The sequence below is a fragment of the Enterobacter sp. WCHEn090032 genome, assembly GCF_003986875.1.
GTDB lineage: Bacteria > Pseudomonadota > Gammaproteobacteria > Enterobacterales > Enterobacteriaceae > Enterobacter > Enterobacter sichuanensis.
Window position 1 is genome coordinate 1 of record NZ_RXRN01000007.1, and the last position, 24845, is coordinate 24845.

Below are 24845 nucleotides of genomic sequence, written 5' to 3' on the forward strand. Positions count from 1 at the left end.
CCCCAAAGGGGAGAGGGGACTTTATACACCCTCGCCGGGGTGAGGGGAAAATCAAGCCGCACCCACCTTAGTTCCCTAACACCTTCATCGCTTCCCGCGTCACATTATCCATTTCATCCAGTAACTCCAGGAACTCCGGTTCAAGCTCTGATTCCGGGGTCCCTGCACGCAACTGCTGCTCCAGCAACTGGCAGAGGTTTTTCAGCCGCGGCACACCGCTGTAGCCGCAGCTGCCGTGCAGCTTGTGGATCGCTTCCAGCAGCGCTTCCGGGTTTTCACCCACCAGTTGCTCTTCAACCTTGTTGCGAATTTCCGGCAGAAACGCGACCAGCATTTGCAGCATTTCGCGGGCTAAATCGGGTTTACCTGCCGCCTGGCGCAGCGCAAGCTGCCAGTCAAACGTCGCGTTCTGATTGACGCTGAGCTCAACCGGCTCACTGGACACCGTGTACGTTCCGCCAATATGACCCGGCTGATAGCGTAACAGCAGGTTGTGAAGTTTCTCTTCATCGATTGGCTTCGCCAGATAATCATTCATCCCGGCGCTCAGCAGCTTCTCTTTCTGGCCAGCCATCGCATGGGCGGTGACCGCAATCACCGGGGTTTGCTGCTGGTGCGGCAGCTGGTGGATCAGCTCGCAGGCACGAATGCCATCCATGCCCGGCATCTGAATATCCATCAGGATTAAATCAAACTGCATCTGCTTAGCCTGTTCAACCGCCTGCGCGCCGCTGGTACACAGCTCAACATGCTGTACCTGGTCTTCAAGCAGTGCGCCAATGAGCTTCAGGTTGGCCGGATTATCATCTACCGCCATCACGCTCATCGGCAGTTTTTGCTCTTCGTCAATCAGCGGAAGGGCATGCTGGCTAAGACGGCAATACTCCGTAAGCGCGGGCAGCAGGCGGGTCGAGGTGAGCGGCTTAAGCAGACACGCGGCGGCGCCGTCATTTTTTAACTCTTCGGCATTGAGCTGCGCATGGCAGGGCAGCGCCAGCAGCAGATAGTCGGTCATTGACGCGGCCTTCGCCAGCCGCTCCTGCTGCATGGTCAGTTCGCCGGTGAAGGTGACCGGGATGCCCATCAGCAGAATGTCGTAGTGCTCAACGGCAAGGGCGGAGAAGGTGGGGCTGTAGATCACCTCCAGCGGCGTGGTGCTTAAAATATCGAGCGCACACTGCGCTGCCGCCGCGTTCGGCTCAACGTAGGCCAGACGCTTCCCTTTCAGACAGTCCGTCACCGGGCCATCGGTCAGCACGTTCGGGTTGAGGTCCAGATTGATATGGAACCAGAAGGTTGAGCCGCGGTTCGGCTGGCTGTGGAAAGAGATATCGCCCCCCATCTCGTTCACCAGGCGTTGCGTGATCACCAGACCCAGGCCAGTACCGCCATGACGGCGGGAGATACTGGCGTCGGCCTGTCGGAACGCCTGGAACAGACGCGACTGATCCCGCTCCGGAATACCGATGCCTGTATCGCGGATCTGAACTTCAATCTGCACCTTGTTGCTGCTGATAGAGCGCTTTTCGACAAGGATGTCGATGTTGCCGCTTTCGGTGAACTTAATGGCATTCCCGACGAGGTTGGTAATGACCTGCTGCAGGCGCAGCGGATCGCCAATGACGTTATCCGGCACGTCGTTTTTAATGTTCAGCGTCAGCTCAAGGCCTTTATCGTGGGACGAGTGCGCGAGCAGCGTCACCACTTCATCAAGCGTGCTGCGCAGCGGGAACGGAATACTCTCCAGGATAAGCTTGCCCGCTTCCAGCTTGGAGAAGTCCAGCACGTCGTTGATGATTGCCAGCAGGTTGTTGGCCGAGCGTTCAATGGTGTGCAGGTGATCGCGCTGAGTCGGGTTCAGCTCGCTTTTCAGGGTCAGGCGGGTAAAGCCGATCACGCCATTGAGCGGCGTACGTAGCTCGTGCGACATATTGGCAAGGAATTCTGATTTAATACGTGCTGCTTCCTGCGCACGCTTTTTCGCCAGATCCAGCTCAACGTTCTGGATCTCCATCTGCTCCAGCGTTTCGCGCAGGTCGGACGTGGCCTGGTCCACATTATGCTGCATCTCTTCGTGGTACGCCGCCAGCGACATCGCCATTGAGTTGATGCCGTTTTTCAGCATATCCAGCTCGCCCAGCATAAAGCCTTCCACCCGGCTGTCGAGCTGTCCCCGGCGGATGCGGTCAACCGTGTTGACCATGTTACGGATAGGCCCCGTCACATCGCGCATCAGGCGCCAGCCGAAGATCAGCGCAATGCCGATGCAGAACAGCATCATCACGCCAGAGATGAAAATTTCTTTGTACTGCTGTAGCCGGACCGACTTGAGATCCAGCTCCAGCGCCACATATCCCAGCATGTTATCGCTGGATTTGGCATCAGATTGCGCGGACTCATCCGGGGAATAGCTTTCCGACACGATGGGCGTACGCAGGATCATGATATCGCCGCGCCGCAATACCGTGAGATGGCGCGGGAAGGGCGTACCGTCCGGGATCTTCAGGGCCGCCGGGTCGAGATGAAAATTCGAGGTGACAAACAGCCGGTTGTGTTCGTCGTAAACGGAAATGGCGCGTACGATGTCTGAGTGCCGGCGGTGGAGTACGCTGATTAACTGACCAATGGATTCGCGGTTTTGCAGGTTCATGCCGTACTCGCTGGAGACGGCAAGCGGTTCGATGATGCTGGCGCCTGCATCTTCCAGTTGTCGCTGCAAATCGTTATAGCGGTGCACCACGAAAAAGATACTCAGCAGCAAACCGATGAGAACGGTGGGGGCGAGGATCAAAATCATCATGCGCGCGCGCAGGCTGTAGTTGGTCATGGCGTTCCGTTATGGGACAATTAAGATAATTATGTTTATGTGAGAAAAATCTCGGCGATGGCGCAATTCTACTCTGCAAAGCGACGCGTGACGACGCGTCAAATCATCACTGTTGAAGCCACGGACCTGGATCCGTTTGGCCAGGGTGTGGCGCGTCACAATGGTAAGGCTCTGTTTATAACAGGTTTACTGCCAACAGAACGAGCAGAAATTACACTGACGGAAGACAAACGTCAGTTCGCACGGGGGCAGATTAAGCGTCGTCTCAACGACAGCCCGGAGCGTGTGAAGCCTCGCTGTGCGTATTTTGGCGTCTGTGGCGGCTGCCAGCAACAGCATGCAAGCACAGAATTACAGCAAAAAAGTAAAAGCAACGCCCTGGCGCGTCTGCTTAAACATGAAGTGAACGAGGTCATTGCCGGTGAGCCATGGGGCTACCGCCGCCGTGCACGTCTGAGTCTGAGCTATCAGCCAAAAACGGCGCATCTGGAGATGGGGTTTCGCAAGGCCGGATCCAGCGACATCGTTGACGTGAAGCAGTGCCCCATTTTGGTGCCCCAACTTGAGGCATTGCTGCCGGACGTGCGCACCTGCCTCTCCGGGCTGGACGGCGTTCGTCACCTCGGGCATGTCGAACTGGTTATGGCAAACAATGGCCCGCTGATGGTGCTGCGCCATACGGCGCCGTTATCGAAAAAAGACCGCGAAAAACTGGAACGCTTTTCGCATTCCCACGACCTGGCGCTTTTCCTTGCACCACAAAGCGAGATACTTGAGCAGGTTACCGGTGATGCACCCTGGTATGCGTCAAACGGGCTACGCTTAACGTTCAGTCCGCGGGATTTCATTCAGGTGAATGATGGCGTTAACCAGCAGATGGTCGAGAAAGCGCTGGGGTGGCTGGATGTTCAGAAAAGCGATCGGGTGCTTGACCTGTTCTGCGGAATGGGCAACTTCACCCTGCCGCTGGCCCGCAACGCGGCCAGCGTCGTGGGCGTCGAAGGTGTCGAGGCGCTGGTGGCGAAAGGGCGGGAGAACGCACAACAGAACGGCTTGCAAAATGTGACATTCTTTCATCAAAATCTTGAGGAAGATGTCACTCAACAGCCGTGGGCTAAGCAGGGCTTTGATAAAATTCTTCTCGACCCGGCGCGTGCAGGCGCCCCGGGTGTAATGCAGCATATTATTAAACTCGCGCCAAAGCGTGTGGTCTATGTTTCCTGTAACCCGGCAACGCTTGCCCGTGATAGCGAGGCATTAGTCAGCGCGGGTTACCAGATTCAGCGTCTGGCAATGATGGACATGTTCCCGCACACTGGGCATCTGGAATCCATGGTGTTGTTCGAACATATATAATGAGTTTGGCTTGTCGACTTCGACAGGCCCAGGTCCCTAAAGGAGAGGACAATGGTTGCGGTAAGAAGTGCACATCTCAATAAAGCTGGGGAATTTGACCCACAAAAATGGATCGCAAGTCTGGGAATTTCCAGCCAGCAGTCGTGTGAACGCTTAACCGAAACCTGGGCCTATTGTCTGCGCACCACGCAGGGTCATCCTGACGCCGATCTTCTCCTGTGGCGCGGCGTGGAGATGGTTGAAATTTTGTCTATGTTGAACATGGACATCGAAACGCTGCAGGCCGCGCTGCTCTTCCCCCTTGCCGATGCGGACGTGGTCACCGAAGAGGTGCTGCGCGACAGCGTCGGAAAATCCGTTGTCGCGCTGATCCACGGCGTGCGCGATATGGCGGCCATCCGCCAGCTTAAAGCCGCACATACTGACTCCGTCTCCTCAGAACAGGTCGATAACGTCCGCCGGATGCTGCTGGCCATGGTGGATGATTTCCGCTGCGTGGTCATCAAGCTCGCCGAGCGTATTGCCCACCTGCGCGAGGTCAAGGATGCGCCGGAAGACGAGCGCGTGCTGGCGGCCAAAGAGTGTACCAACATCTATGCACCGCTGGCGAACCGCTTAGGGATTGGTCAGCTCAAATGGGAGCTGGAAGACTACTGCTTCCGTTACCTGCACCCGGCGGAATACAAACGCATTGCCAAACTCCTGCACGAGCGCCGTATCGACCGCGAGCACTATATTGAGGATTTTGTCGGCGGTTTACGCCAGGCGATGAAAGAAGAGAACGTGCGCGCCGAAGTCTACGGCCGTCCTAAGCACATCTACAGCATCTGGCGCAAAATGCAGAAGAAACACCTCGCCTTTGACGAGCTGTTTGACGTGCGCGCCGTGCGTATCGTGGCGGAGCGTCTGCAGGACTGCTACGCCGCGCTGGGGATAGTGCACACTCACTTCCGCCATCTGCCGGACGAGTTCGATGACTATGTCGCCAACCCCAAACCGAACGGCTACCAGTCTATCCATACTGTTGTGCTTGGTCCGGGTGGGAAAACGGTCGAGATTCAGATCCGCACCAAACAGATGCACGAAGACGCTGAGCTGGGCGTCGCCGCGCACTGGAAGTACAAAGAAGGCACCTCCGGTGGGGCGCGTTCTGGTCACGAAGACCGCATTGCCTGGTTGCGTAAGCTGATTGCGTGGCAGGAAGAGATGGCCGACTCCGGCGAGATGCTCGACGAAGTGCGCAGCCAGGTCTTTGACGACCGGGTGTATGTCTTTACCCCGAAAGGCGACGTTGTCGACCTGCCGGCCGGCTCTACGCCGCTCGATTTTGCCTACCACATCCACAGCGATGTGGGGCACCGCTGCATCGGGGCCAAAATTGGCGGACGCATCGTACCGTTCACCTATCAGCTGCAGATGGGGGATCAGATTGAAATCATTACCCAGAAGCAGCCCAACCCGAGCCGGGACTGGCTTAACCCAAACCTGGGGTATGTCACCACCAGCCGCGGGCGCTCGAAGATTCACGCCTGGTTCCGTAAACAGGATCGTGACAAGAATATCCTTGCCGGTCGCCAGATCCTTGACGACGAGCTGGAGCACATCGGGATAAGCCTGAAAGAGGCGGAGAAATTCCTGCTGCCGCGCTACAACTTCAACGAGCTTGATGAGCTGTTAGCGGCCATTGGCGGCGGTGATATCCGTCTGAATCAGATGGTGAATTTCCTGCAGGCGCAGTTTAATAAGCCAAGCGCGGAAGAGCAGGACGCGGCGGCGCTGAAGCAGCTGCAGCAAAAAACCTATGCGCCGCAGCAGCGCAGCAAAGACAACGGTCGCGTGGTGGTCGAGGGCGTGGGCAATCTGATGCACCACATTGCCCGCTGCTGCCAGCCTATTCCGGGTGACGACATCGTCGGCTTTATCACTCAGGGGCGCGGGATCTCGATTCACCGTTCCGACTGCGATCAGCTTGGCGAGCTGCAGTCTCACGCACCGGAGCGCATTGTGGAAGCGGTCTGGGGCGAGAGCTATTCCGCCGGTTACTCGCTGGTGGTTCGCGTCACCGCGAACGACCGCAGCGGTCTGTTGCGCGACATTACCACCATTCTTGCCAACGAGAAGGTCAACGTGCTGGGTGTCGCCAGCCGCAGCGATACCCGCGAGCAGCTTGCCACCATTGATATGACCATCGAAATCTACAACCTGCAGGTGCTGGGCCGCGTGCTCGGTAAACTGAACCAGGTGCCGGATGTGATTGACGCGCGTCGTCTGCACGGCGGTTAACTGCACTTTCTTATGTAGGCCGGGTAAGGCTTTGCCGCCACCCGGCTTGTTTTTTAATGGAACAGATTATGACGCAAATCGACCGCCTGCTCGGCATCATGAAACGCCTGCGCGACCCGGAAAACGGCTGCCCGTGGGACAAAGAGCAGACTTTCGCCACCATCGCTCCGTACACCCTTGAAGAGACCTACGAGGTACTGGACGCCATTTCCCGTGAAGATTTTGACGACCTGCGCGGCGAGCTGGGCGATCTACTGTTCCAGGTGGTGTTCTATGCGCAAATGGCGCAGGAAGAAGGGCGCTTTAACTTTGACGATATCTGCGCCGCCATCAGCGACAAGCTGGAGCGCCGTCATCCCCATATTTTCGGTGACGCCACGGCAGGGAACAGCAGCGAAGTCCTTGCCCGCTGGGAGCAAATCAAAAGCGCCGAACGGGCAGAAAAATCCCAGCACTCTGCGCTGGATGACATCCCGATGAGCCTGCCCGCGCTGATGCGCGCGCATAAAATTCAAAAACGCTGCTCCGCCGTCGGTTTTGACTGGACCTCGCTTGGCCCGGTGCTGGACAAAGTGCACGAAGAGATTGATGAAGTGATGCACGAAGCGCAGCAGGCGGTGGTGGATGAAGCAAAGCTCGAAGAGGAGATGGGCGACCTGCTGTTTGCGACCGTCAACCTTTCGCGCCACCTGGGTGTAAAGGCGGAAACCGCCCTGCAAAAAGCGAACATAAAATTCGAACGACGCTTTCGCGAAGTCGAGCGGATTGTGGCCTCGCGGGGCCTGGAAATGAGCGGAATTGACCTCGAAGCCATGGAAGAAGTCTGGCAGGAAGTAAAACGCCAGGAATCTGATCTCTAACGGAATTTTGCGATCAAGCGCAATTTGTGTGATTTTTTAAATGACAAGCGCTTGATTTGCGTCAAAAACATTTACCCAAAAGGGGCTATTTTCTCACTCCTTATGTTTGTCATGGCCTGGAATGGAGACGGAGAATGAAAGTTTGTGGCGCTCGCCGTGTTCGGGTATACTACTTTCCCGTCCTGGTTATTCCATCGTTTCACCCTAACTTCTCAGGTTCAGCATGACAACGAACTATATTTTTGTGACCGGCGGGGTCGTATCCTCTCTGGGTAAAGGCATTGCCGCAGCCTCCCTCGCAGCCATTCTTGAAGCCCGTGGCCTCAATGTGACCATGATGAAACTGGATCCGTACATCAACGTCGATCCGGGCACCATGAGCCCAATCCAACACGGGGAAGTGTTCGTTACTGAAGACGGCGCTGAAACCGATCTGGATCTTGGCCACTACGAGCGTTTCATCCGCACCAAAATGACCCGTCGAAACAACTTCACGACGGGCCGTATTTACTCCGACGTTCTGCGTAAAGAGCGCCGTGGTGACTACCTGGGTGCCACCGTTCAGGTTATTCCGCACATCACTAACGCTATCAAAGAACGCATTGTGGCGGGTGGCGAAGGCCACGACGTGGTGCTGGTTGAAATCGGCGGGACCGTGGGTGACATCGAATCCCTGCCGTTCCTGGAAGCGATTCGTCAGCTGGCGGTAGACATTGGCCGTGAACACGCGCTGTTCATGCACCTGACCCTGGTGCCTTACATGGCCGCTGCAGGTGAAGTGAAAACCAAGCCGACGCAGCACTCTGTAAAAGAACTGCTCTCCATTGGTATTCAGCCAGACATCCTGGTTTGCCGTTCTGACCGTGCGGTTCCGGCGAACGAACGTGCGAAAATTGCATTGTTCTGTAACGTGCCAGAAAAAGCCGTTATTTCAATGAAAGATGTCGATTCCATTTATAAAATCCCGGGCCTGTTGAAATCGCAGGGCCTGGACGATTATATTTGTAAACGATTCAGCTTGAACTGTCCGGAAGCTAACCTGTCTGAATGGGAACAGGTTATTTACGAAGAAGCCAATCCGGCAGGCGAAGTGACTATCGGTATGGTTGGCAAGTACATCGAGCTGCCAGATGCCTATAAGTCAGTGATTGAAGCGCTGAAACACGGTGGTCTGAAGAACCGTGTCTCCGTGAACATCAAGCTGATTGATTCACAGGATGTTGAAACGCGTGGCGTTGAAATCCTGAAAGATCTGGATGCTATCCTTATCCCTGGCGGCTTCGGCTACCGTGGTGTAGAAGGCAAGATCGCCACCGCGCGCTATGCGCGTGAAAACAATATTCCATACCTCGGCATCTGTCTGGGTATGCAGGTTGCGCTGATCGAATTTGCGCGCAACGTAGCGGGAATGGAAAACGCGAACTCTACGGAATTTGTGCCAGACTGTAAGTACCCTGTGGTGGCGCTTATCACTGAATGGCGTGACGAAGAAGGTAACGTCGAAGTCCGTACCGAGAAGAGCGATCTGGGTGGCACCATGCGTCTTGGCGCACAGGCGTGCCAGCTGACTGACGATAGCGTGGTTCGCAAGCTGTATGGCGAGCCGGTCATCACCGAGCGCCATCGTCACCGCTATGAAGTCAACAACATGTTGTTGAAACAAATTGAAGCTGCGGGTCTGCGTGTTGCGGGCCGCTCCGGGGATGATCAGTTAGTCGAGATCATCGAAGTGCCAAATCATCCGTGGTTTGTTGCCTGCCAGTTCCACCCGGAATTTACTTCAACGCCACGCGACGGGCATCCGCTGTTTGCAGGCTTCGTGAAAGCCGCCAGCGACTACCAGAAGCGTCAGGCGAAGTAAAAAAAGTTAGAACGGCAACGCGTACCTTAGGTACGCGTTGTTTGTCTGGAGTTTTAGTTTAACTTGTACTGAGGAAAATCTAATGTCCAAAATCGTTAAAGTCATCGGTCGTGAAATCATCGACTCCCGTGGTAACCCGACCGTTGAAGCCGAAGTTCACCTGGAAGGTGGTTTCGTTGGTATGGCTGCTGCTCCATCAGGTGCTTCTACCGGTTCCCGCGAAGCGCTGGAACTGCGCGATGGCGACAAATCTCGCTTCCTGGGTAAAGGCGTACTGAAAGCGGTTGGCGCTGTAAACGGTCCGATTGCTCAGGCAATCATTGGCAAAGACGCCAAAGACCAGGCTGGCATCGACAAGATCATGATCGATCTGGACGGTACTGAAAACAAATCTAACTTCGGTGCAAACGCCATTCTGGCGGTTTCCCTGGCGAACGCCAAAGCGGCTGCAGCTGCTAAAGGTATGCCACTGTTCGAGCACATCGCTGAGCTGAACGGCACCCCAGGCAAATACTCCATGCCTGTACCAATGATGAACATCATCAACGGTGGTGAGCACGCAGACAACAACGTTGATATTCAGGAATTCATGATTCAGCCAGTTGGTGCGAAATCCCTGAAAGAAGCGGTTCGTATGGGTTCTGAAGTATTCCACAACCTGGCGAAAGTGCTGAAAGCGAAAGGCATGAACACCGCTGTCGGTGACGAAGGTGGCTATGCGCCAAACCTGGGTTCTAACGCAGAAGCTCTGGCTGTTATCGCAGAAGCGGTAAAAGCAGCGGGCTACGAGCTGGGCAAAGACATCACCCTGGCGATGGACTGTGCAGCATCTGAATTCTACAAAGACGGTAAATACGTTCTGGCTGGCGAAGGCAACAAAGCGTTCACCTCCGAAGAGTTCACTCACTTCCTGGAAGACCTGACCAAACAGTACCCAATCGTGTCTATCGAAGACGGTCTGGACGAGTCTGACTGGACTGGTTTCGCATACCAGACCAAAGTACTGGGCGACAAAATCCAGCTGGTTGGTGACGACCTGTTCGTAACCAATACCAAGATCCTGAAAGAAGGCATCGAGAAAGGCATCGTTAACTCCATCCTGATCAAATTCAACCAGATCGGTTCTCTGACCGAAACCCTGGCTGCGATCAAAATGGCGAAAGACGCTGGCTACACCGCTGTTATCTCTCACCGTTCTGGCGAAACTGAAGACGCTACCATTGCCGACCTGGCTGTGGGTACCGCTGCAGGCCAGATCAAAACCGGTTCTATGAGCCGTTCTGACCGTGTTGCTAAATACAACCAGCTGATTCGTATCGAAGAAGCGCTGGGCGAAAAAGCACCATACAACGGCCGTAAAGAGATCAAAGGCCAGGCATAATTGCTTAAGCCTTAAAATGAAAATGCCAGTCGAATGACTGGCATTTTTTTTGTCTATTTGAAGTCGACCGCCATTTGTTCCGGTATGGTCAGCCCCCGGGTGGTTTGCACGCAGCGGGCGATATAATCCGTAAACCGGGGTGGCTTCGGCATCCCCATGCTCAACAGCTTGTCGTTGCTAAAGCGCACGTTAAGCGTGGCGAACGCACCGTATAACCGCATGGCTTTGAGCATCAGACGTTCATTGCACGGGCCAAAAATATCCTTCAGCTCGCGGCGCATTCTGACCAGCGTTTCGTAGCTGACCTGCGCATATTTATCACCCACGGGGGCTTTCTCCAGCGCCTGCGCCATCGCATTATCAATATCCGCAAAGCGAACGCTGTTCTCTTCGCCCGCCGAAATATGCACCACTTCCCCCGGACGAGCGTTGCTGTGAAGCAGCATTAATAGCGCATCGGCGCAGTAGTCCACCGGAACAACGTCGATTCGGTCTTCCATGGAGCACATAAACTTCTGCAGCATCAGACCCATGCTAAAGACCCAGAAAATGCTGCTCGATGGCGTGCAGCCGTGGCGGGTATGGCCGACAACGATGGACGGACGGGCAATCAGCAGCGGCAGGTCTGGACACGCCTGGCGCATCAGCTGTTCGATGGTTGACTTCGACCAGGTGTATTCCACCAGATGTTCAGCATTCTCTCTGAATTCAGCGCTTTCGGCGACCAGGGAATCCTGTTCTGGCGTGCATGACATAGCCGTGCCGACGTGGAGGAAACGCTGTAGCGTTGAAACCTGCTCCATGCGGCGCGCCAGCGCCAGGGTACCTTCTACGTTGACCTTCCAGATCAGCGGGTTATTTCCGAATGAGGCAACGGCCGCACAGTTAACGACATGTGTGACCTGATCCAGACGCGGATCGTTCAGGAAGGCTTCCGGCTGGCTGAGATCGCCAATAAGGATATTCTCCACACTCAGGGAGGCCAGTTTATCTTCGGGAACGTTAAACTTGCGCATGTTCTCCAGCACCCGCTCCAGCCCGCTCTGCGCATCGCCGGCTCGCGCGAGCAAAAGGAGTTTTACAGCTTGATCGCTGGCCAGAACTTTCTCCAGTACTGCACCGCCCAGAAACCCCGTCACGCCTGTAATCATTAACATCTTCATTAATACCGCCTCATTATGATTGATGAGGCGGATTGTAGGCGTGCAAAAGTAAACGGCATTTAAATAATAAAATGCCGAAACCGACGGCCTCTTAAGCTTATTTTAAGGAAAGGAAATCAGGTGGAGATATTGGACATTGCGGCTGGGATAAAAATTCAATTTATTAACTATTATATTTTAATTATCTGATTTTAAAGTGATTTAAATGGGTGTGTCAGCATGTTAAGCATAATTCAAAATGTAATTAATAAAATACTTTGTTACACCAAACATTTACCGGATAAATCATTTAAATAGAGCTTAACGCAAATCAGATCATATTAATTGCAGGCTATTTTATTTAGCCTGCGAAGGGTTTTCAGAGTAACAGAGGAAGCGTGGCGCTGGCGGTTTGCTGGCTAACGTCCCCGTAATGACCGTCCAGCGCAATCATGGATGTGGTCAGCAGCTCAACCAGCAGCATAACCCCAACCTTAGCATTGAGCGCGCCTGCGCTCAGTGGTCCCTCCGGTTTGGCGGCCACCAATTGCATATCGCTCAGGGACGCCAGCGGGCTACGTGGCGTATTGCTGAGCGCCAGCACCGTAACGCCGCGCTTGCGGGCCAGTTTCACCACGTGGAGCAAATCCCGCGTTGAACCGGAGCTGGAGATGGCCACCACCAGGGTCTCTTTTGAAAGCGTGGTCGCATTCATGGCCGCGCGGTGCATATCGCTAAACAGCTGCGCCGGTTTGCCCAGCCGCAGCAGCTTATAGTGCAGATACTCCCCGAGTATGGCGCTGGCCGCAACGCCGTAAATCTGCACGGACTGTGCCTGATGCAGCGCCAGCGCGGCCTTTTCCAGCAGCGCGCGGTCGAGGAGTCGGGCGGTATCCTGCAAAGCCTGCACCGATTCCTCCACGACGTTATCAATTTCGTCCCCGGCCTGACGCGCGGGCTGGCCCTGCTGAATATCCAGCGCAAGCGCCATCTTAAATTCGTTATAGCCCTTGCAGCCCAGCGTGCGGCAAAGACGCGTGACGCTGGCCTCGCTGGTATGGCTTTCGCGGGCCAGCTCGGTGATCGTCAGGTAGAGCACCCGGGCAGGATCGCTGAGGACAAACTCACCGAGTTTTTGTTGTGTTGGGCTGTACCCGGAAGCCTCCTGGCGGAGCTTCAGCAGCAGGTTTTCATGATCCGACATGCCACGTCCTTAATGCGTTTCTCTGCGCCTAGTGTGGCGGAAAGCGGGGGAAAGATGCCAGTCATTTCGAAAAAGTATGATCGGGCTCCTGGTTTGTGATGATAATTTTCACTATTAAATATTAATATGGTAAAAATTTTCATCTATAAAAAGGGGGATGAAAAAATGATGCAAATGTTCAGTGGGGCTTCTTCGGGCGGATGGTTTGAAAAAGCGCAGCGCTTTGGCAAATCCTTCATGTTGCCCATCGCCGTGTTGCCTGCGGCGGGTCTGCTGCTGGGAATCGGCGGCGCGCTATCGAATCCTAATACGCTGACGGCTTATCCGTTTTTAGATGTGGGCTGGCTACAGGCGATTTTCACCATCATGAGCAGCGCAGGTTCAATCGTCTTTGCGAACCTCCCGGTGCTGTTTGCCGTTGGGGTGGCCGTCGGGCTGGCCAAAAGTGATAAGGGTACGGCTGGGCTGGCGGCGTTACTCGCATTTCTGGTGATGAATGCCACCATCAACGCGCTGCTGATCCTCACCGGCAAGCTGGCGCACGAGAACCCGGGAGCCGTGGGACAGGGCATGACGCTGGGCATTCAGACGCTGGAAACCGGCGTGTTTGGCGGCGTGGTGATTGGACTGGTGACCTGCGCGCTTCATCATCGGTTTAATAAAATTGCGCTTCCGCAGTTTCTCGGGTTCTTTGGTGGCTCACGTTTTGTTCCTATTATCAGCTCTCTGGCGGCGATCCTCGTCGGGGCCGCAATGACCGTGGTCTGGCCGCATTTTCAGAAACTGATTTTTGGTCTGGGCGGGCTGGTGGATGCCACCGGTTATCTGGGAACGCTGCTGTACGGCTTTATTCTACGCATGCTGGGCCCGTTTGGGCTGCACCACATCTTCTATCTGCCGTTCTGGACCACCGCGCTCGGCGGCAGTGAGATGGTCAACGGTCACCTTGTAGAAGGCACACAGCGAATTTTCTTCGCCCAACTGGCCGACCCTGCGACGCGTCAGTTCTATGAAGGTACGTCACGCTTCATGTCCGGGCGCTTTATTACGATGATGTTTGGCCTGCTCGGAGCATGTCTGGCGATGTACCACACGGCAAAACCCGAGAACAAAAAACGCGTTGCCGGGCTGTTACTTTCAGCGGCGTTGACCTCGTTCCTGACCGGGATCACTGAGCCCATCGAGTTCTCCTTCCTGTTTATCGCACCGGTGCTGTACGTCATCCATGCGCTGTTTGACGGGCTGGCATTCATGCTGGCGCACATGCTGCATATCACCATCGGGCAAACCTTCTCCGGCGGTTTTATCGACTTCGTGCTGTTCGGCATTTTGCAGGGGGAGGCCAAAACCCACTGGATGTTCGTTCCGTTGGTCGGCGTGCCGTGGTTCTTCCTCTACTACTTCACGTTCCGCTACCTGATTAACCGCTTTGATTTTGCCACGCCGGGCCGTGAAAAGGAGACGATGTCTGACGAGGTGACTCTCCCGCAAAGCGATCGCGCCGCGGCGGTGATTGCCGGATTAGGCGGAAAAGACAATCTGGAAGAGGTGGACTGCTGTGCCACGCGTCTTCGCGTCACGGTAAAAGACGGCAGCAAAGTGAATGACACGGCGCTGAAAGCCACCGGCGCGCGCGGCGTTATCGTGCGCGGAAACGGTGTTCAGGTCATCTATGGCCCGCACGTCACGATTATCAAAAACGAAGTGGAAGAGATCTTATCGTAATGAAAACTGTACTGGATACCCTGAAGGGAAAACTGGTCGTCTCCTGTCAGGCGCTGGAAAACGAACCCCTGCATAGCCCGTTTATTATGTCGCGAATGGCGCTGGCAGCGGCGCAGGGCGGAGCCGCCGCCATACGCGCCAACAGCGTAGTGGATATCGTGGCCATTAAACAGCAGGTGTCGTTGCCGGTTATCGGCATCATTAAGCGGGATTATGCCAACAGCGAGGTGTTTATCACCGCGACGATGACAGAGGTGGATGAGCTTATGACCGTCTCTCCGGAGATCATCGCGCTTGATGCGACGGCGCGGGCACGCCCCGGCGGTGAATCGCTGGAAGCCCTGGTCACGCGTATCCGCGCACGCTACCCCACGGTATTGCTGATGGCGGATATTTCCTCAACAGCGGAAGCCGTAACGGCGCAGGCGTTAGGTTTTGATTGCGTTGGCACCACGCTTTATGGCTATACGGCGGACACCGCGGGCCATACTCTGCCGGAAAATGACTGTGCGTTCCTCAAGGCGGTGCTGGCGGCCGTCACGATTCCCGTGGTGGCTGAAGGCAACGTGGATACGCCCGAGCGTGCGGCCAGGTGTCTGGCGCTGGGCGCGCATACGGTTGTCGTCGGCGGCGCGATCACCCGCCCACAGCAAATTACCGAACGGTTTATGGCGGCGATTGACGCGCAAAGCACCGATGGAGCATGACCATCCGGCGGGGATCTGCGATACTTATCGTTTATCCCCTTTACTGAGATGACTATGCAGTACCCGATTAACGAGATGTTCCAGACCCTGCAAGGCGAGGGTTACTTTACCGGCGTTCCCGCTATCTTTATCCGTTTACAGGGATGCCCGGTTGGCTGTGCCTGGTGTGATACCAAACATACGTGGGATAAGCTCGCAGATCGGGAAGTGTCGCTGTTTAGCATTCTGGCGAAAACCAAAGAGAGCGATAAGTGGGGCGCGGGCAGTTCAGAAGATCTGCTGGCCATCATTGGTCGTCAGGGCTGGACGGCGCGCCACGTGGTGATCACCGGCGGCGAACCCTGCATTCACGATCTGACCCCGCTGACCGAGCTGCTCGAAAAGCACGGCTACAGCTGTCAGATTGAAACCAGCGGTACCCATGAAGTGCGTTGCTCGCATACCACCTGGGTGACGGTATCGCCGAAAGTGAATATGCGCGGCGGATACGATGTGCTGTCTCAGGCGCTGGAGCGCGCGGATGAGATTAAGCATCCGGTGGGACGCGTGCGTGATATTGAAGCGCTGGATGAACTGCTGGCGACGCTGACGGATGAAAAGCAGCGGGTGATCGCCCTGCAGCCTATCAGCCAGAAAGAGGACGCGACGCGCCTGTGTATTGAAACCTGCATTGCGCGCAACTGGCGCCTGTCGATGCAGACGCACAAATATCTGAATATCGCCTGAAAAAAAGCCCGGTGGCGTTAGCGCTTTCCGGGCCGGGGTTTCGAGGCTTTCGTAGGCCGGGTAAGGCGAAGCCGCCACCCGGCAAGCATCACTCGCCGCGATACACGCAGCCTGCCGTACAGGTCTCTTTGATCATCACCGCGCTCAGCAGCGGAACCTGCGGTTTCATCTGATCCCAAATCCATTTCGCCAGCACTTCGCTGGTCGGGTTTTCAAGACCCGGGATATCGTTCAGGTAGTAGTGATCCAGACGATCGTAAGTCGGTTTGAATGCAGCCTTCAGCTCGGCAAAATCCATGATCCAACCGGTATGCGGATCAACTTCACCGGTGATCTCAAGACGCACCATAAACGAATGCCCGTGCAGTCGGCCGCATTTGTGTCCTGCAGGAACATGCGGGAGGTGGTGGGCAGCTTCGAAGGTGAAATCTTTAAACAGTGTGGTGGACATGATCGCTCTCAGTAATGCGGAAAAAACCGCCGCATAGTACCGGAAAGCACAATTTTTCGCATTAACTAAAACGGCTCTGAAGCCTGAGCTTGCATTAACAGCGGTTTTATATGGTTTTTATTTAATAATTTCAAAAGGTTACTTAATCGGTTTTATCGCTAAGAATGATAACTAAAACAGGTTAGTCCATTTGGTTATTTATTATTTCCATCCCTTCTTTAATTGTTATTATCCTCGCCGTTAACCTTATCTCTAGTTTGGTCTTTTTGCATAAATTCCGCTTTGCTACTGGAACATAACGACGCATGACAACACAGGCCCCACCTTCAAATTTGCTTCCCCTGAACCCGGAGCAACTGGCGCGTCTTCAGGCTGCCACCTCTGACTTTTCTCCCACTCAGCTTGCCTGGGTCTCCGGTTATTTCTGGGGAATGCTTAATCAGCAGCCTGGCGCTGTGGCGGGGGCACCGGCAACAGCCGTTGAAATTCCGGCCATTACCCTGATTTCCGCTTCGCAAACAGGCAATGCCCGCCGCGTGGCTGAAGCACTGCGTGACGACCTGCTGGCCGCCAAACTGAACGTGAACCTGGTCAACGCCGGGGATTATAAATTTAAGCAAATCGCGTCGGAAAAACTGCTGGTGGTTGTCGCCTCTACCCAGGGTGAAGGTGAACCCGCTGAAGAAGCGGTGGCGCTGCATAAGTTCCTGTTCTCGAAAAAAGCCCCAAAACTGGACGGCACGGCGTTTGCCGTATTTGGCCTGGGCGATACCTCCTATGAATTCTTCTGCCAGTCCGGGAAAGATTTCGACAGTAAGCTGGCGGAGCTCGGCGCGGAGCGCCTGCTGGACCGCGTTGACGCAGATGTCGAATACCAGACCGCCGCAGCAGAATGGCGTGCCCGTATCGTAGAGGTGCTGAAAGCCCGCGTGCCAAAAGCGACGTCGGCGCAGGCGGCGTTCACCGCGACGGGGGCGGTCAACGACATTCACACCAGTCCGTACACCAAAGAGGCGCCGCTAACCGCGAGCCTGTCGGTGAACCAGAAAATTACCGGCCGCGATTCTGAAAAAGACGTGCGCCATATCGAAATCGATCTCGGTGACTCTGGCCTGCGCTACCAGCCTGGCGATGCGCTGGGGGTCTGGTATCAGAACGATCCGGCGCTGGTGAAAGAGCTGGTTGAGCTGCTGTGGCTGAAAGGCGACGAGCCGGTCACCGTGGAAGGCAAAACGCTGCCCCTCTCTGAAGCATTGCAATGGCATTTCGAGCTGACGGTCAACACGCCGAACATCGTCGAAAATTATGCCACCTTAACCCGCAGTGAATCCCTGCTGCCGCTGGTGGGCGACAAAGCGAAGCTGCAGCATTACGCGGCGACGACGCCGATTGTCGATATGGTGCGTTTCTCTCCGGCGCAGCTGGATGCCGGGGCGCTGATCGGCCTGCTGCGTCCGCTGACCCCACGCCTGTACTCCATTGCCTCGTCTCAGGCCGAGGTGGAGAGCGAAGTGCATATCACCGTGGGCGTAGTGCGCTACGACATCGAAGGCCGCGCCCGTACGGGTGGAGCATCGGGCTTCCTGGCTGATCGCGTAGAAGAAGAGGGCGAAGTGCGCGTCTTTATCGAGCACAACGACAACTTCCGCCTGCCGGCGAATCCGGAAACGCCGGTTATCATGATTGGCCCGGGGACCGGTATTGCGCCGTTCCGCGCCTTTATGCAGCAGCGTGCGGCAGACGGTGCGCCGGGTAAAAACTGGCTGTTCTTCGGGAACCCGCACTTTACGGAAGATTTCCTCTACCAGGTGGAGTGGCAGCGCTATGTCAAAGAAGGCGTACTGACCCGCATCGATCTGGCCTGGTCTCGCGATCAGAAAGAAAAAGTATACGTACAAGACAAACTGCGCGAACAGGGCGCAGAGCTGTGGCGCTGGATCAATGACGGTGCCCACATTTATGTCTGCGGCGATGCCAATCGCATGGCGAAAGACGTTGAGCAGACATTGCTGGAAGTGATTGCCGAGTTCGGCGGTATGAATGCCGAAGCGGCGGATGAATTTTTAAGTGAGCTGCGCGTTGAGCGCCGTTATCAGCGAGATGTCTACTAATGAGCGAAAAACATCCAGGGCCACTGGTGGTCGAAGGTAAACTGACAGACGCCGAGCGCATGAAGCTGGAAAGCAACTACCTGCGCGGCACCATTGCTGAAGATCTGAATGACGGTCTCACCGGCGGTTTCAAAGGCGACAACTTCCTGCTGATCCGTTTCCACGGCATGTACCAGCAGGATGACCGTGATATTCGTGCCGAGCGCGCGGAACAGAAGCTGGAGCCGCGTCATGCGATGCTGCTGCGCTGCCGTCTGCCGGGTGGGGTAATCACCACCAAACAGTGGCAGGCCATCGACAAGTTTGCCGGTGAAAACACGATCTACGGCAGCATCCGTCTGACCAACCGTCAGACCTTCCAGTTCCACGGCATTCTGAAGAAGAACGTGAAGCCGGTGCACCAGATGCTGCACTCCGTCGGGCTGGACGCGCTGGCGACCGCGAACGATATGAACCGTAACGTGCTCTGCACCTCTAACCCGTTTGAGTCCGAGCTGCATGCCGAAGCGTACGAGTGGGCGAAGAAGATCTCCGAGCACCTGCTGCCGCGTACCCGCGCGTATGCAGAGATCTGGCTCGATCAGGAAAAAGTCGCGACCACGGACGAAGAGCCGATCCTCGGTCAGACCTACCTGCCGCGTAAGTTCAAAACCACGGTAGTGATCCCGCCGCAGAACGATATTGATCTGCACGCCAACGACATGAACTTCGTGGCGATTGCCGAAAACGGCAAGCTGGTGGGCTTTAACCTGCTGGTGGGCGGTGGCCTGTCTATCGAACACGGTAACAAGAAAACCTACGCCCGCACCGCGAGCGAGTTCGGCTTCCTGCCGCTCGAGCATACGCTGGCCGTGGCGGAAGCGGTGGTTACGACCCAGCGCGACTGGGGTAACCGTACCGACCGTAAAAACGCGAAAACCAAATACACCCTGGAGCGCGTGGGCGTGGAGACGTTCAAAGCGGAAGTGGAGCGTCGCGCGGGCATCAAATTTGAGCCGATTCGCCCTTACGAATTCACCAGCCGCGGCGATCGTATTGGCTGGGTTAAAGGCATCGACAATAAATGGCATCTGACGCTGTTTATCGAAAACGGCCGTATTCTGGACTATCCGGGGCGTCCGCTGAAAACCGGTCTGCTGGAAATCGCGAAGATCCATAAAGGTGAGTTCCGCATTACGGCTAACCAGAACCTGATCATTGCCGGCGTGCCGGAAAGCCAGAAGGCGAAGATCGAGAAGCTGGCGCGCGATCATGGATTGATGAATGCGGTTAAACCGCAGCGTGAAAATTCGATGGCCTGCGTGTCATTCCCGACCTGCCCGCTGGCGATGGCCGAAGCGGAACGTTTCCTGCCGTCCTTCACTGACAAAGTGGAAGCGATTCTGGAAAAACACGGCATTCCGGACGAGCATATTGTTATGCGCGTCACCGGCTGTCCGAACGGCTGCGGTCGTGCGATGCTCGCCGAGCTGGGCCTGGTGGGGAAAGCGCCGGGGCGCTACAACCTGCACCTGGGCGGTAACCGTATCGGCACGCGTATTCCGCGTATGTTCCGCGAGAACATCACCGAGCCGGAAATTCTTGATTCCATCGACGAGCTTGTCGGGCGCTGGGCGAAAGAGCGCGAAGCGGGTGAAGGCTTCGGCGACTTTACGGTGCGTGCGGGCATCATTCGCCCGGTGCTCGATCCCGCCAGGGATTTCTGGGAGTAACCCATCCTTTGCCCGGTGGCGCTTCGCTTACCGGGCATACGGGTTTTGTAGGCCGGGCAAATGCAGTGCTGCCCGGCAAAACAGGCAAACGAGGTTCTTATGTCCGTACTCGATCTAAACGCGCTTAACGCATTGCCGAAAGTCGAACGCATTCTGGCACTCGCAGAAACCAACGCTCAGCTGGAGAAGCTCGACGCCGAAGGGCGTGTGGCGTGGGCGCTGGAAAACCTGCCGGGAGACTACGTGCTGTCGTCGAGCTTTGGTATTCAGGCGGCGGTCAGTTTGCATCTGGTGAATCAGATCCGCCCGGACATTCCGGTGATCCTCACCGATACCGGCTACCTGTTCCCGGAAACCTACCAGTTTATTGACGAGCTGACGGACAAGCTCAGGCTGAACCTGAAAGTCTACCGCGCGGCTGAAAGCGCAGCCTGGCAGGAGGCGCGCTACGGCAAGTTGTGGGAGCAGGGTGTTGAGGGCATTGAGAAATACAATGAGATCAACAAGGTTGAGCCGATGAACCGGGCGCTAAAAGAGCTGAACGCGCAGACGTGGTTTGCGGGGCTGCGCCGTGAGCAGTCCGGCAGCCGCGCCACGCTGCCGGTGCTGGCGGTTCAGCGCGGGGTGTTTAAAGTGCTGCCGATCATCGACTGGGATAACCGGACGGTGTACCAGTACCTGCAAAAACACGGGCTGAAGTACCATCCGCTGTGGGATCAGGGCTACCTGTCAGTGGGAGATACCCACACCACGCGCAAATGGGAACCGGGAATGGCGGAAGAAGAGACGCGATTCTTTGGGCTGAAGCGCGAGTGCGGGTTGCACGAAGGGTAATTTCATTCACTCCCCCTCACCCCAGCCCTCTCCCCAAAGGGGAGAGGGTGTAATCGTCCCCTCTCCCCTTTGGGGAGAGGGTTAGGGTGAGGGGAAATACCGCTCTACGCTTTCCCCGCTTTTGCCAGCTCTTTCACCAGCGGCAGCATCACTTTCACCACATCCCGGCTGCGGTGCTCAATGCGCTGCGGCAGGGCGCTATCAATGTGCTGCTGATTATCCAGCATCACGTTATGCCAGCTTGTCCCGTCCGGGAAGGCTTTCGATTTAGTCCGCTGCTGATAGCCATCTTTCTTGCCCAGCGACCAGTTTGTCGCTTCCACATACAGTACCGGAATGCCGGCCTTATCGAACACTTCGCCGTCGTTACAGCAGCCCGTTCCTCGCGGATAGCTGGCGTTCCCGCCAGGATTGGTCGTGGCATAAACGCCATGGCTGCGGGCAATCGCCAGCGCCCGGTCACGGGTCAGTTTCCGCACGGTACCTGGCGTACTCTGTCCGCTATTGAAATAGAGCTTATCGCCGACGATTAAATTATCGAGGTTAATCACCAGCAGCGTATTTTTCTTCTCCTCTGCGCTCATGCGTTTAAGGAGATTCTCAGCGCCAAGCTTGCCTTCCTCTTCGCCGCTGGTCGCCACAAAGCGAATACCATATTTTGTCGGGATGTCTTTCATCCGCTCGGCCAGCTCAAGCATCACGCCCAGGCCTGCGGCGTTATCGTCCATGCCCTGCAGCGTCAGCCCACCGAGGTTGTTATCCGAATCTGCGTCACTCTGCGGGGCGTAGGTATCAAGGTGCGCCATAATAATGATCTGCTCAGCCGCGCGACCTTCATGCGCCGCGATAACCGTACTGCCGGTCACGTTATGCCAGTTTTTGGTTTTATTTCTGGAGGTATAAACGTAGCGGCTGTGAAACGAACGGATATCGCTCTGGTAACCCATATCGGCAAACTGCTGACGAATATAGTCGGCGGAGAGCATTTCCGCCGGAGAGCCGGTCATGCGTCCGGGGAAGACGGTAGCAATATGCCGCGCCTGCATATTGGCGATTTCACCATACGGTTGATTTTTTGCCTGAGCCGGAAGGATGAAGCAAACGCCGAGCGCCAGGGCAGCAATACGGTGGCGCGTTGCGGAAAACATAGGGAGTCCTTAAAAAACAGAGCAAAATTTTAACCCGCCTAGTATGAAACTGTGATCGCCCATACACAATTTGAATTGCTCTTAAATGCCCGAAATTTCGCGTGTTAAGCACTTTTTGATATTTGCTTTTTCATTGCGTTATTCCATTGAGTAACTACTCATTCCAATTCGTAATTTCATTCGGTCTAAGCCGCCCCCTATAGTCCCTCTATTCCTTGTTGTGAGTGAGTTGTTGCTTGTGGACTATCTGCCCTTATTTGCCGCGATTAAAGAGAAACCGGTGCTGGTTGTTGGTACCGGTGACATTGCCGATCGCAAAATCGCGTTTCTGCTGCGTGCGGGCGCGCAGGTGCAGACCGTCGCAGAGGCAGATTTTGACGAATCACAGATCGACAGCGTGGTGCTGGTGATTGCGGCAACGGAAAATCGCGAACTCAACCGGCGGATCTCCGAGGCCGCGCAGGCGCGTTACCGCCTGGTGAACGTGGTCGACGACCAGCCTTTATGCTCGTTTATCTTCCCCTCAATCGTCGACCGATCGCCGCTGCTGGTGGCTATCTCTTCTGGCGGCACCGCACCGGTGCTGGCGCGCGTGCTGCGTGAAAAAATCGAAGCGCTGTTGCCAACCAGCCTTGGACGAATGGCGGAGAAAGCCAGCTACTGGCGCAACCATCTGAAAACCCACCTGACCAGCGTGACGGAACGCCGTCGCTTCTGGGAGCGCGTGTTTCGCGGCCGCTTTGCCAGCCTGATGCATGCCGGTAATGAGACGGCGGCGCAAAAAATTCTCGAAGACGAACTGGATAACCCCGGCAGTACGGGCGGGGAAATCATTCTGGTGGGGGCCGGGCCAGGTGATGCCGGACTCCTGACGCTGCGTGGCCTGCAGGTACTGCAGGATGCGGACGTGGTGTTCTATGACCATCTGGTCACCGACGGCGTGCGCGAACTGATCCGTCGCGATGCGGAGCAAATCTGCGTCGGCAAACGGGCAGGCGAGCACTCTGTCCCCCAGCATGACACCAACCAGATGCTGATTGCGGCCGCCAGAGCGGGCAAAACCGTGGTGCGCCTGAAAGGCGGCGATCCGTTTATTTTTGGTCGCGGCGGTGAAGAGCTGCAGGCGGCAGCCGAAGCGGGTGTGCCGTTCCAGGTGGTGCCAGGCATCACGGCGGCCTCTGCGGTAACGGCCTACGCCGGTATTCCGCTCACGCATCGCGATTACGCCCAGAGCGTGACCTTTGTGACCGGCCACTACAAGGCGGACAGTACGCCGTTTGACTGGTCGCACCTCGCCCAGAGCCGACAGACGCTGGCTATTTACATGGGCACCATGAAGGCGGCGGACATCAGCGAACAGCTTATTCAGCACGGCCGTGAGGCGACGACGCCAGTCGCCGTGATTTCCCGCGGTACGCGCGTCGATCAGCACGTTGCTGTCGGCACACTTCAGGAACTTGCAACCCTGGCGAAAGACGCCCCGATGCCCGCCCTGATCGTGGTTGGGGAAGTGGTGCAACTGCACAGCACGCTCGCCTGGTTTCAGCACACAACCGACACAGAAGGCTTCGGCGCTTCTGTCATAAATTTGGCTTAAGGAACGGTTATGGACCAAAAACGTCTTACTCACCTGCGACAGCTTGAAGCGGAAAGTATCCATATTATCCGCGAAGTGGCCGCCGAGTTTTCTAACCCGGTGATGATGTACTCCATCGGTAAAGATTCCAGCGTCATGCTGCATCTGGCGCGTAAAGCGTTTTATCCGGGTACGCTGCCGTTCCCGCTCCTGCACGTAGATACCGGCTGGAAATTCCGCGAGATGTATGAGTTCCGCGACCGTACCGCGAAAGCCTACGGCTGTGAGCTGCTGGTGCATAAAAACCCGGAAGGGGTGGCGATGGGCATTAACCCGTTCGTGCACGGCAGCGCCAAACACACCGATATCATGAAAACCGAGGGGCTGAAGCAGGCGCTGAATAAATACGGTTTTGATGCGGCCTTCGGCGGCGCGCGCCGTGACGAAGAGAAATCACGCGCCAAAGAGCGCATCTACTCCTTCCGCGACCGCTTCCACCGCTGGGACCCTAAAAACCAGCGTCCGGAGTTATGGCACAACTACAACGGTCAGATCAACAAAGGCGAAAGCATTCGCGTCTTCCCGCTCTCCAACTGGACCGAGCTGGATATCTGGCAGTACATCTATCTGGAAAATATCGAGATCGTTCCGCTGTATCTGGCGGCTGAACGCCCGGTGCTGGAGCGCGACGGCATGCTGATGATGATCGACGACGATCGTATCGACCTGCAGCCGGGGGAAGTGATCAAAAAACAAATGGTGCGTTTCCGTACCCTGGGCTGCTGGCCGCTGACCGGCGCGGTGGAATCCAGCGCGCAGACGCTGCCGGAGATCATCGAAGAGATGCTGGTGTCGACCACCAGCGAGCGACAGGGGCGCGTGATCGACCGCGACCAGGCAGGCTCGATGGAGCTGAAGAAACGTCAGGGTTATTTCTAAGG

Annotated in this window: 18 protein-coding genes; 13 read left to right on the top strand and 5 right to left on the bottom strand. The window is 56.0% G+C overall.

The annotated features are described in order from the left end of the window. Nucleotides 1-67: 67 nt before the first annotated feature. The gene (barA, locus tag EKN83_RS07445; RefSeq protein ID WP_095449224.1) at nucleotides 68-2827 is read right to left on the bottom strand and encodes a two-component sensor histidine kinase BarA; all 2760 of its coding nucleotides are present in this window, start codon (nucleotides 2825-2827) and stop codon (nucleotides 68-70) included. A gap of 57 nt (nucleotides 2828-2884) precedes the next feature. Between barA and rlmD the strand changes: the two genes are divergently transcribed. The 5 genes from rlmD to eno all read left to right on the top strand — a co-directional run bounded on the left by rlmD (nucleotide 2885) and on the right by eno (nucleotide 10568). Further along, nucleotides 2885-4183: a 23S rRNA (uracil(1939)-C(5))-methyltransferase RlmD gene (rlmD, locus tag EKN83_RS07450; protein WP_126800606.1), complete on the top strand. Its 1299-nt coding sequence runs from the start codon at nucleotides 2885-2887 to the stop codon at nucleotides 4181-4183. A 51-nt stretch (nucleotides 4184-4234) separates the two neighbouring features. Beyond that, nucleotides 4235-6466 carry a GTP diphosphokinase gene (gene relA, locus EKN83_RS07455; protein ID WP_126800607.1) on the top strand — a complete coding sequence of 744 codons (2232 nt, stop codon included), beginning with the start codon at nucleotides 4235-4237 and terminating at the stop codon, nucleotides 6464-6466. Between the two features lie 68 nt (nucleotides 6467-6534). Further along, a complete protein-coding gene (gene mazG / locus EKN83_RS07460) occupies nucleotides 6535-7326 on the top strand; it encodes a nucleoside triphosphate pyrophosphohydrolase (RefSeq protein ID WP_047959371.1) in 792 nt (263 codons plus the stop codon). 223 nt (nucleotides 7327-7549) lie between these two features. Next, nucleotides 7550-9187: a glutamine hydrolyzing CTP synthase gene (pyrG, locus tag EKN83_RS07465; RefSeq protein WP_025757058.1), complete on the top strand. Its 1638-nt coding sequence runs from the start codon at nucleotides 7550-7552 to the stop codon at nucleotides 9185-9187. Nucleotides 9188-9269: 82 nt separating this feature from the next. Then, nucleotides 9270-10568, top strand: a complete 1299-nt coding sequence (eno, locus tag EKN83_RS07470) for a phosphopyruvate hydratase (protein WP_025757059.1) — start codon at nucleotides 9270-9272, stop codon at nucleotides 10566-10568. 53 nt (nucleotides 10569-10621) lie between these two features. On the opposite strand, the gene EKN83_RS07475 is transcribed toward eno, so the two are convergent. Both EKN83_RS07475 and EKN83_RS07480 read right to left on the bottom strand, forming a co-directional pair. Continuing rightward, a complete protein-coding gene (locus EKN83_RS07475; protein WP_126800608.1) occupies nucleotides 10622-11731 on the bottom strand; it encodes an SDR family oxidoreductase in 1110 nt (369 codons plus the stop codon). 358 nt (nucleotides 11732-12089) lie between these two features. Then, nucleotides 12090-12914, bottom strand: a complete 825-nt coding sequence (locus EKN83_RS07480; protein ID WP_025757061.1) for a MurR/RpiR family transcriptional regulator — start codon at nucleotides 12912-12914, stop codon at nucleotides 12090-12092. Nucleotides 12915-13079: 165 nt separating this feature from the next. On the opposite strand from EKN83_RS07480, the gene EKN83_RS07485 reads away from it, so the two are divergent. From EKN83_RS07485 to queE, 3 genes are read left to right on the top strand one after another with little or no spacing between them, the layout of a single operon-like run. Beyond that, nucleotides 13080-14639 carry a maltose/glucose-specific PTS transporter subunit IIC gene (locus EKN83_RS07485; protein ID WP_095449386.1) on the top strand — a complete coding sequence of 520 codons (1560 nt, stop codon included), beginning with the start codon at nucleotides 13080-13082 and terminating at the stop codon, nucleotides 14637-14639. Continuing rightward, nucleotides 14639-15346 carry an N-acetylmannosamine-6-phosphate 2-epimerase gene (locus EKN83_RS07490; protein ID WP_126800609.1) on the top strand — a complete coding sequence of 236 codons (708 nt, stop codon included), beginning with the start codon at nucleotides 14639-14641 and terminating at the stop codon, nucleotides 15344-15346. Before EKN83_RS07485 ends, EKN83_RS07490 begins: the two co-directional genes overlap by 1 nt. A gap of 54 nt (nucleotides 15347-15400) precedes the next feature. Continuing rightward, nucleotides 15401-16072: a 7-carboxy-7-deazaguanine synthase QueE gene (gene queE, locus EKN83_RS07495; protein ID WP_045286480.1), complete on the top strand. Its 672-nt coding sequence runs from the start codon at nucleotides 15401-15403 to the stop codon at nucleotides 16070-16072. A gap of 88 nt (nucleotides 16073-16160) precedes the next feature. Here queE and queD read toward each other — a convergent pair whose 3' ends face one another. Then, the gene (gene queD / locus EKN83_RS07500) at nucleotides 16161-16523 is read right to left on the bottom strand and encodes a 6-carboxytetrahydropterin synthase QueD (RefSeq protein WP_025757064.1); all 363 of its coding nucleotides are present in this window, start codon (nucleotides 16521-16523) and stop codon (nucleotides 16161-16163) included. A gap of 305 nt (nucleotides 16524-16828) precedes the next feature. Here queD and cysJ point away from each other — a divergent pair, with 305 nt between their 5' ends. The 3 genes from cysJ (at nucleotide 16829) to cysH (ending at nucleotide 21180) form a co-directional block, all read left to right on the top strand. Then, a complete protein-coding gene (gene cysJ / locus EKN83_RS07505; protein WP_126800610.1) occupies nucleotides 16829-18634 on the top strand; it encodes an NADPH-dependent assimilatory sulfite reductase flavoprotein subunit in 1806 nt (601 codons plus the stop codon). After that, nucleotides 18634-20346, top strand: coding sequence for an assimilatory sulfite reductase (NADPH) hemoprotein subunit (cysI, locus tag EKN83_RS07510; protein WP_126800611.1), 1713 nt, complete (start codon nucleotides 18634-18636; stop codon nucleotides 20344-20346). Before cysJ ends, cysI begins: the two co-directional genes overlap by 1 nt. A gap of 99 nt (nucleotides 20347-20445) precedes the next feature. Next, nucleotides 20446-21180 carry a phosphoadenosine phosphosulfate reductase gene (cysH, locus tag EKN83_RS07515; protein ID WP_025757067.1) on the top strand — a complete coding sequence of 245 codons (735 nt, stop codon included), beginning with the start codon at nucleotides 20446-20448 and terminating at the stop codon, nucleotides 21178-21180. A 104-nt stretch (nucleotides 21181-21284) separates the two neighbouring features. Here the strand turns inward: cysH and EKN83_RS07520 are convergent, their stop codons facing one another. Further along, nucleotides 21285-22328 carry an aminopeptidase gene (locus EKN83_RS07520; RefSeq protein ID WP_025757068.1) on the bottom strand — a complete coding sequence of 348 codons (1044 nt, stop codon included), beginning with the start codon at nucleotides 22326-22328 and terminating at the stop codon, nucleotides 21285-21287. Nucleotides 22329-22566: 238 nt separating this feature from the next. On the opposite strand from EKN83_RS07520, the gene cysG reads away from it, so the two are divergent. Together cysG and cysD are read left to right on the top strand one after the other, a co-directional pair. Then, entirely contained in the window at nucleotides 22567-23925 is a 1359-nt protein-coding gene (gene cysG, locus EKN83_RS07525; protein ID WP_126800612.1) for a siroheme synthase CysG, read from the top strand. Nucleotides 23926-23934: 9 nt separating this feature from the next. Beyond that, the gene (gene cysD / locus EKN83_RS07530) at nucleotides 23935-24843 is read left to right on the top strand and encodes a sulfate adenylyltransferase subunit CysD (protein ID WP_006811770.1); all 909 of its coding nucleotides are present in this window, start codon (nucleotides 23935-23937) and stop codon (nucleotides 24841-24843) included. The last annotated feature ends 2 nt before the right edge of the window (nucleotides 24844-24845 follow it).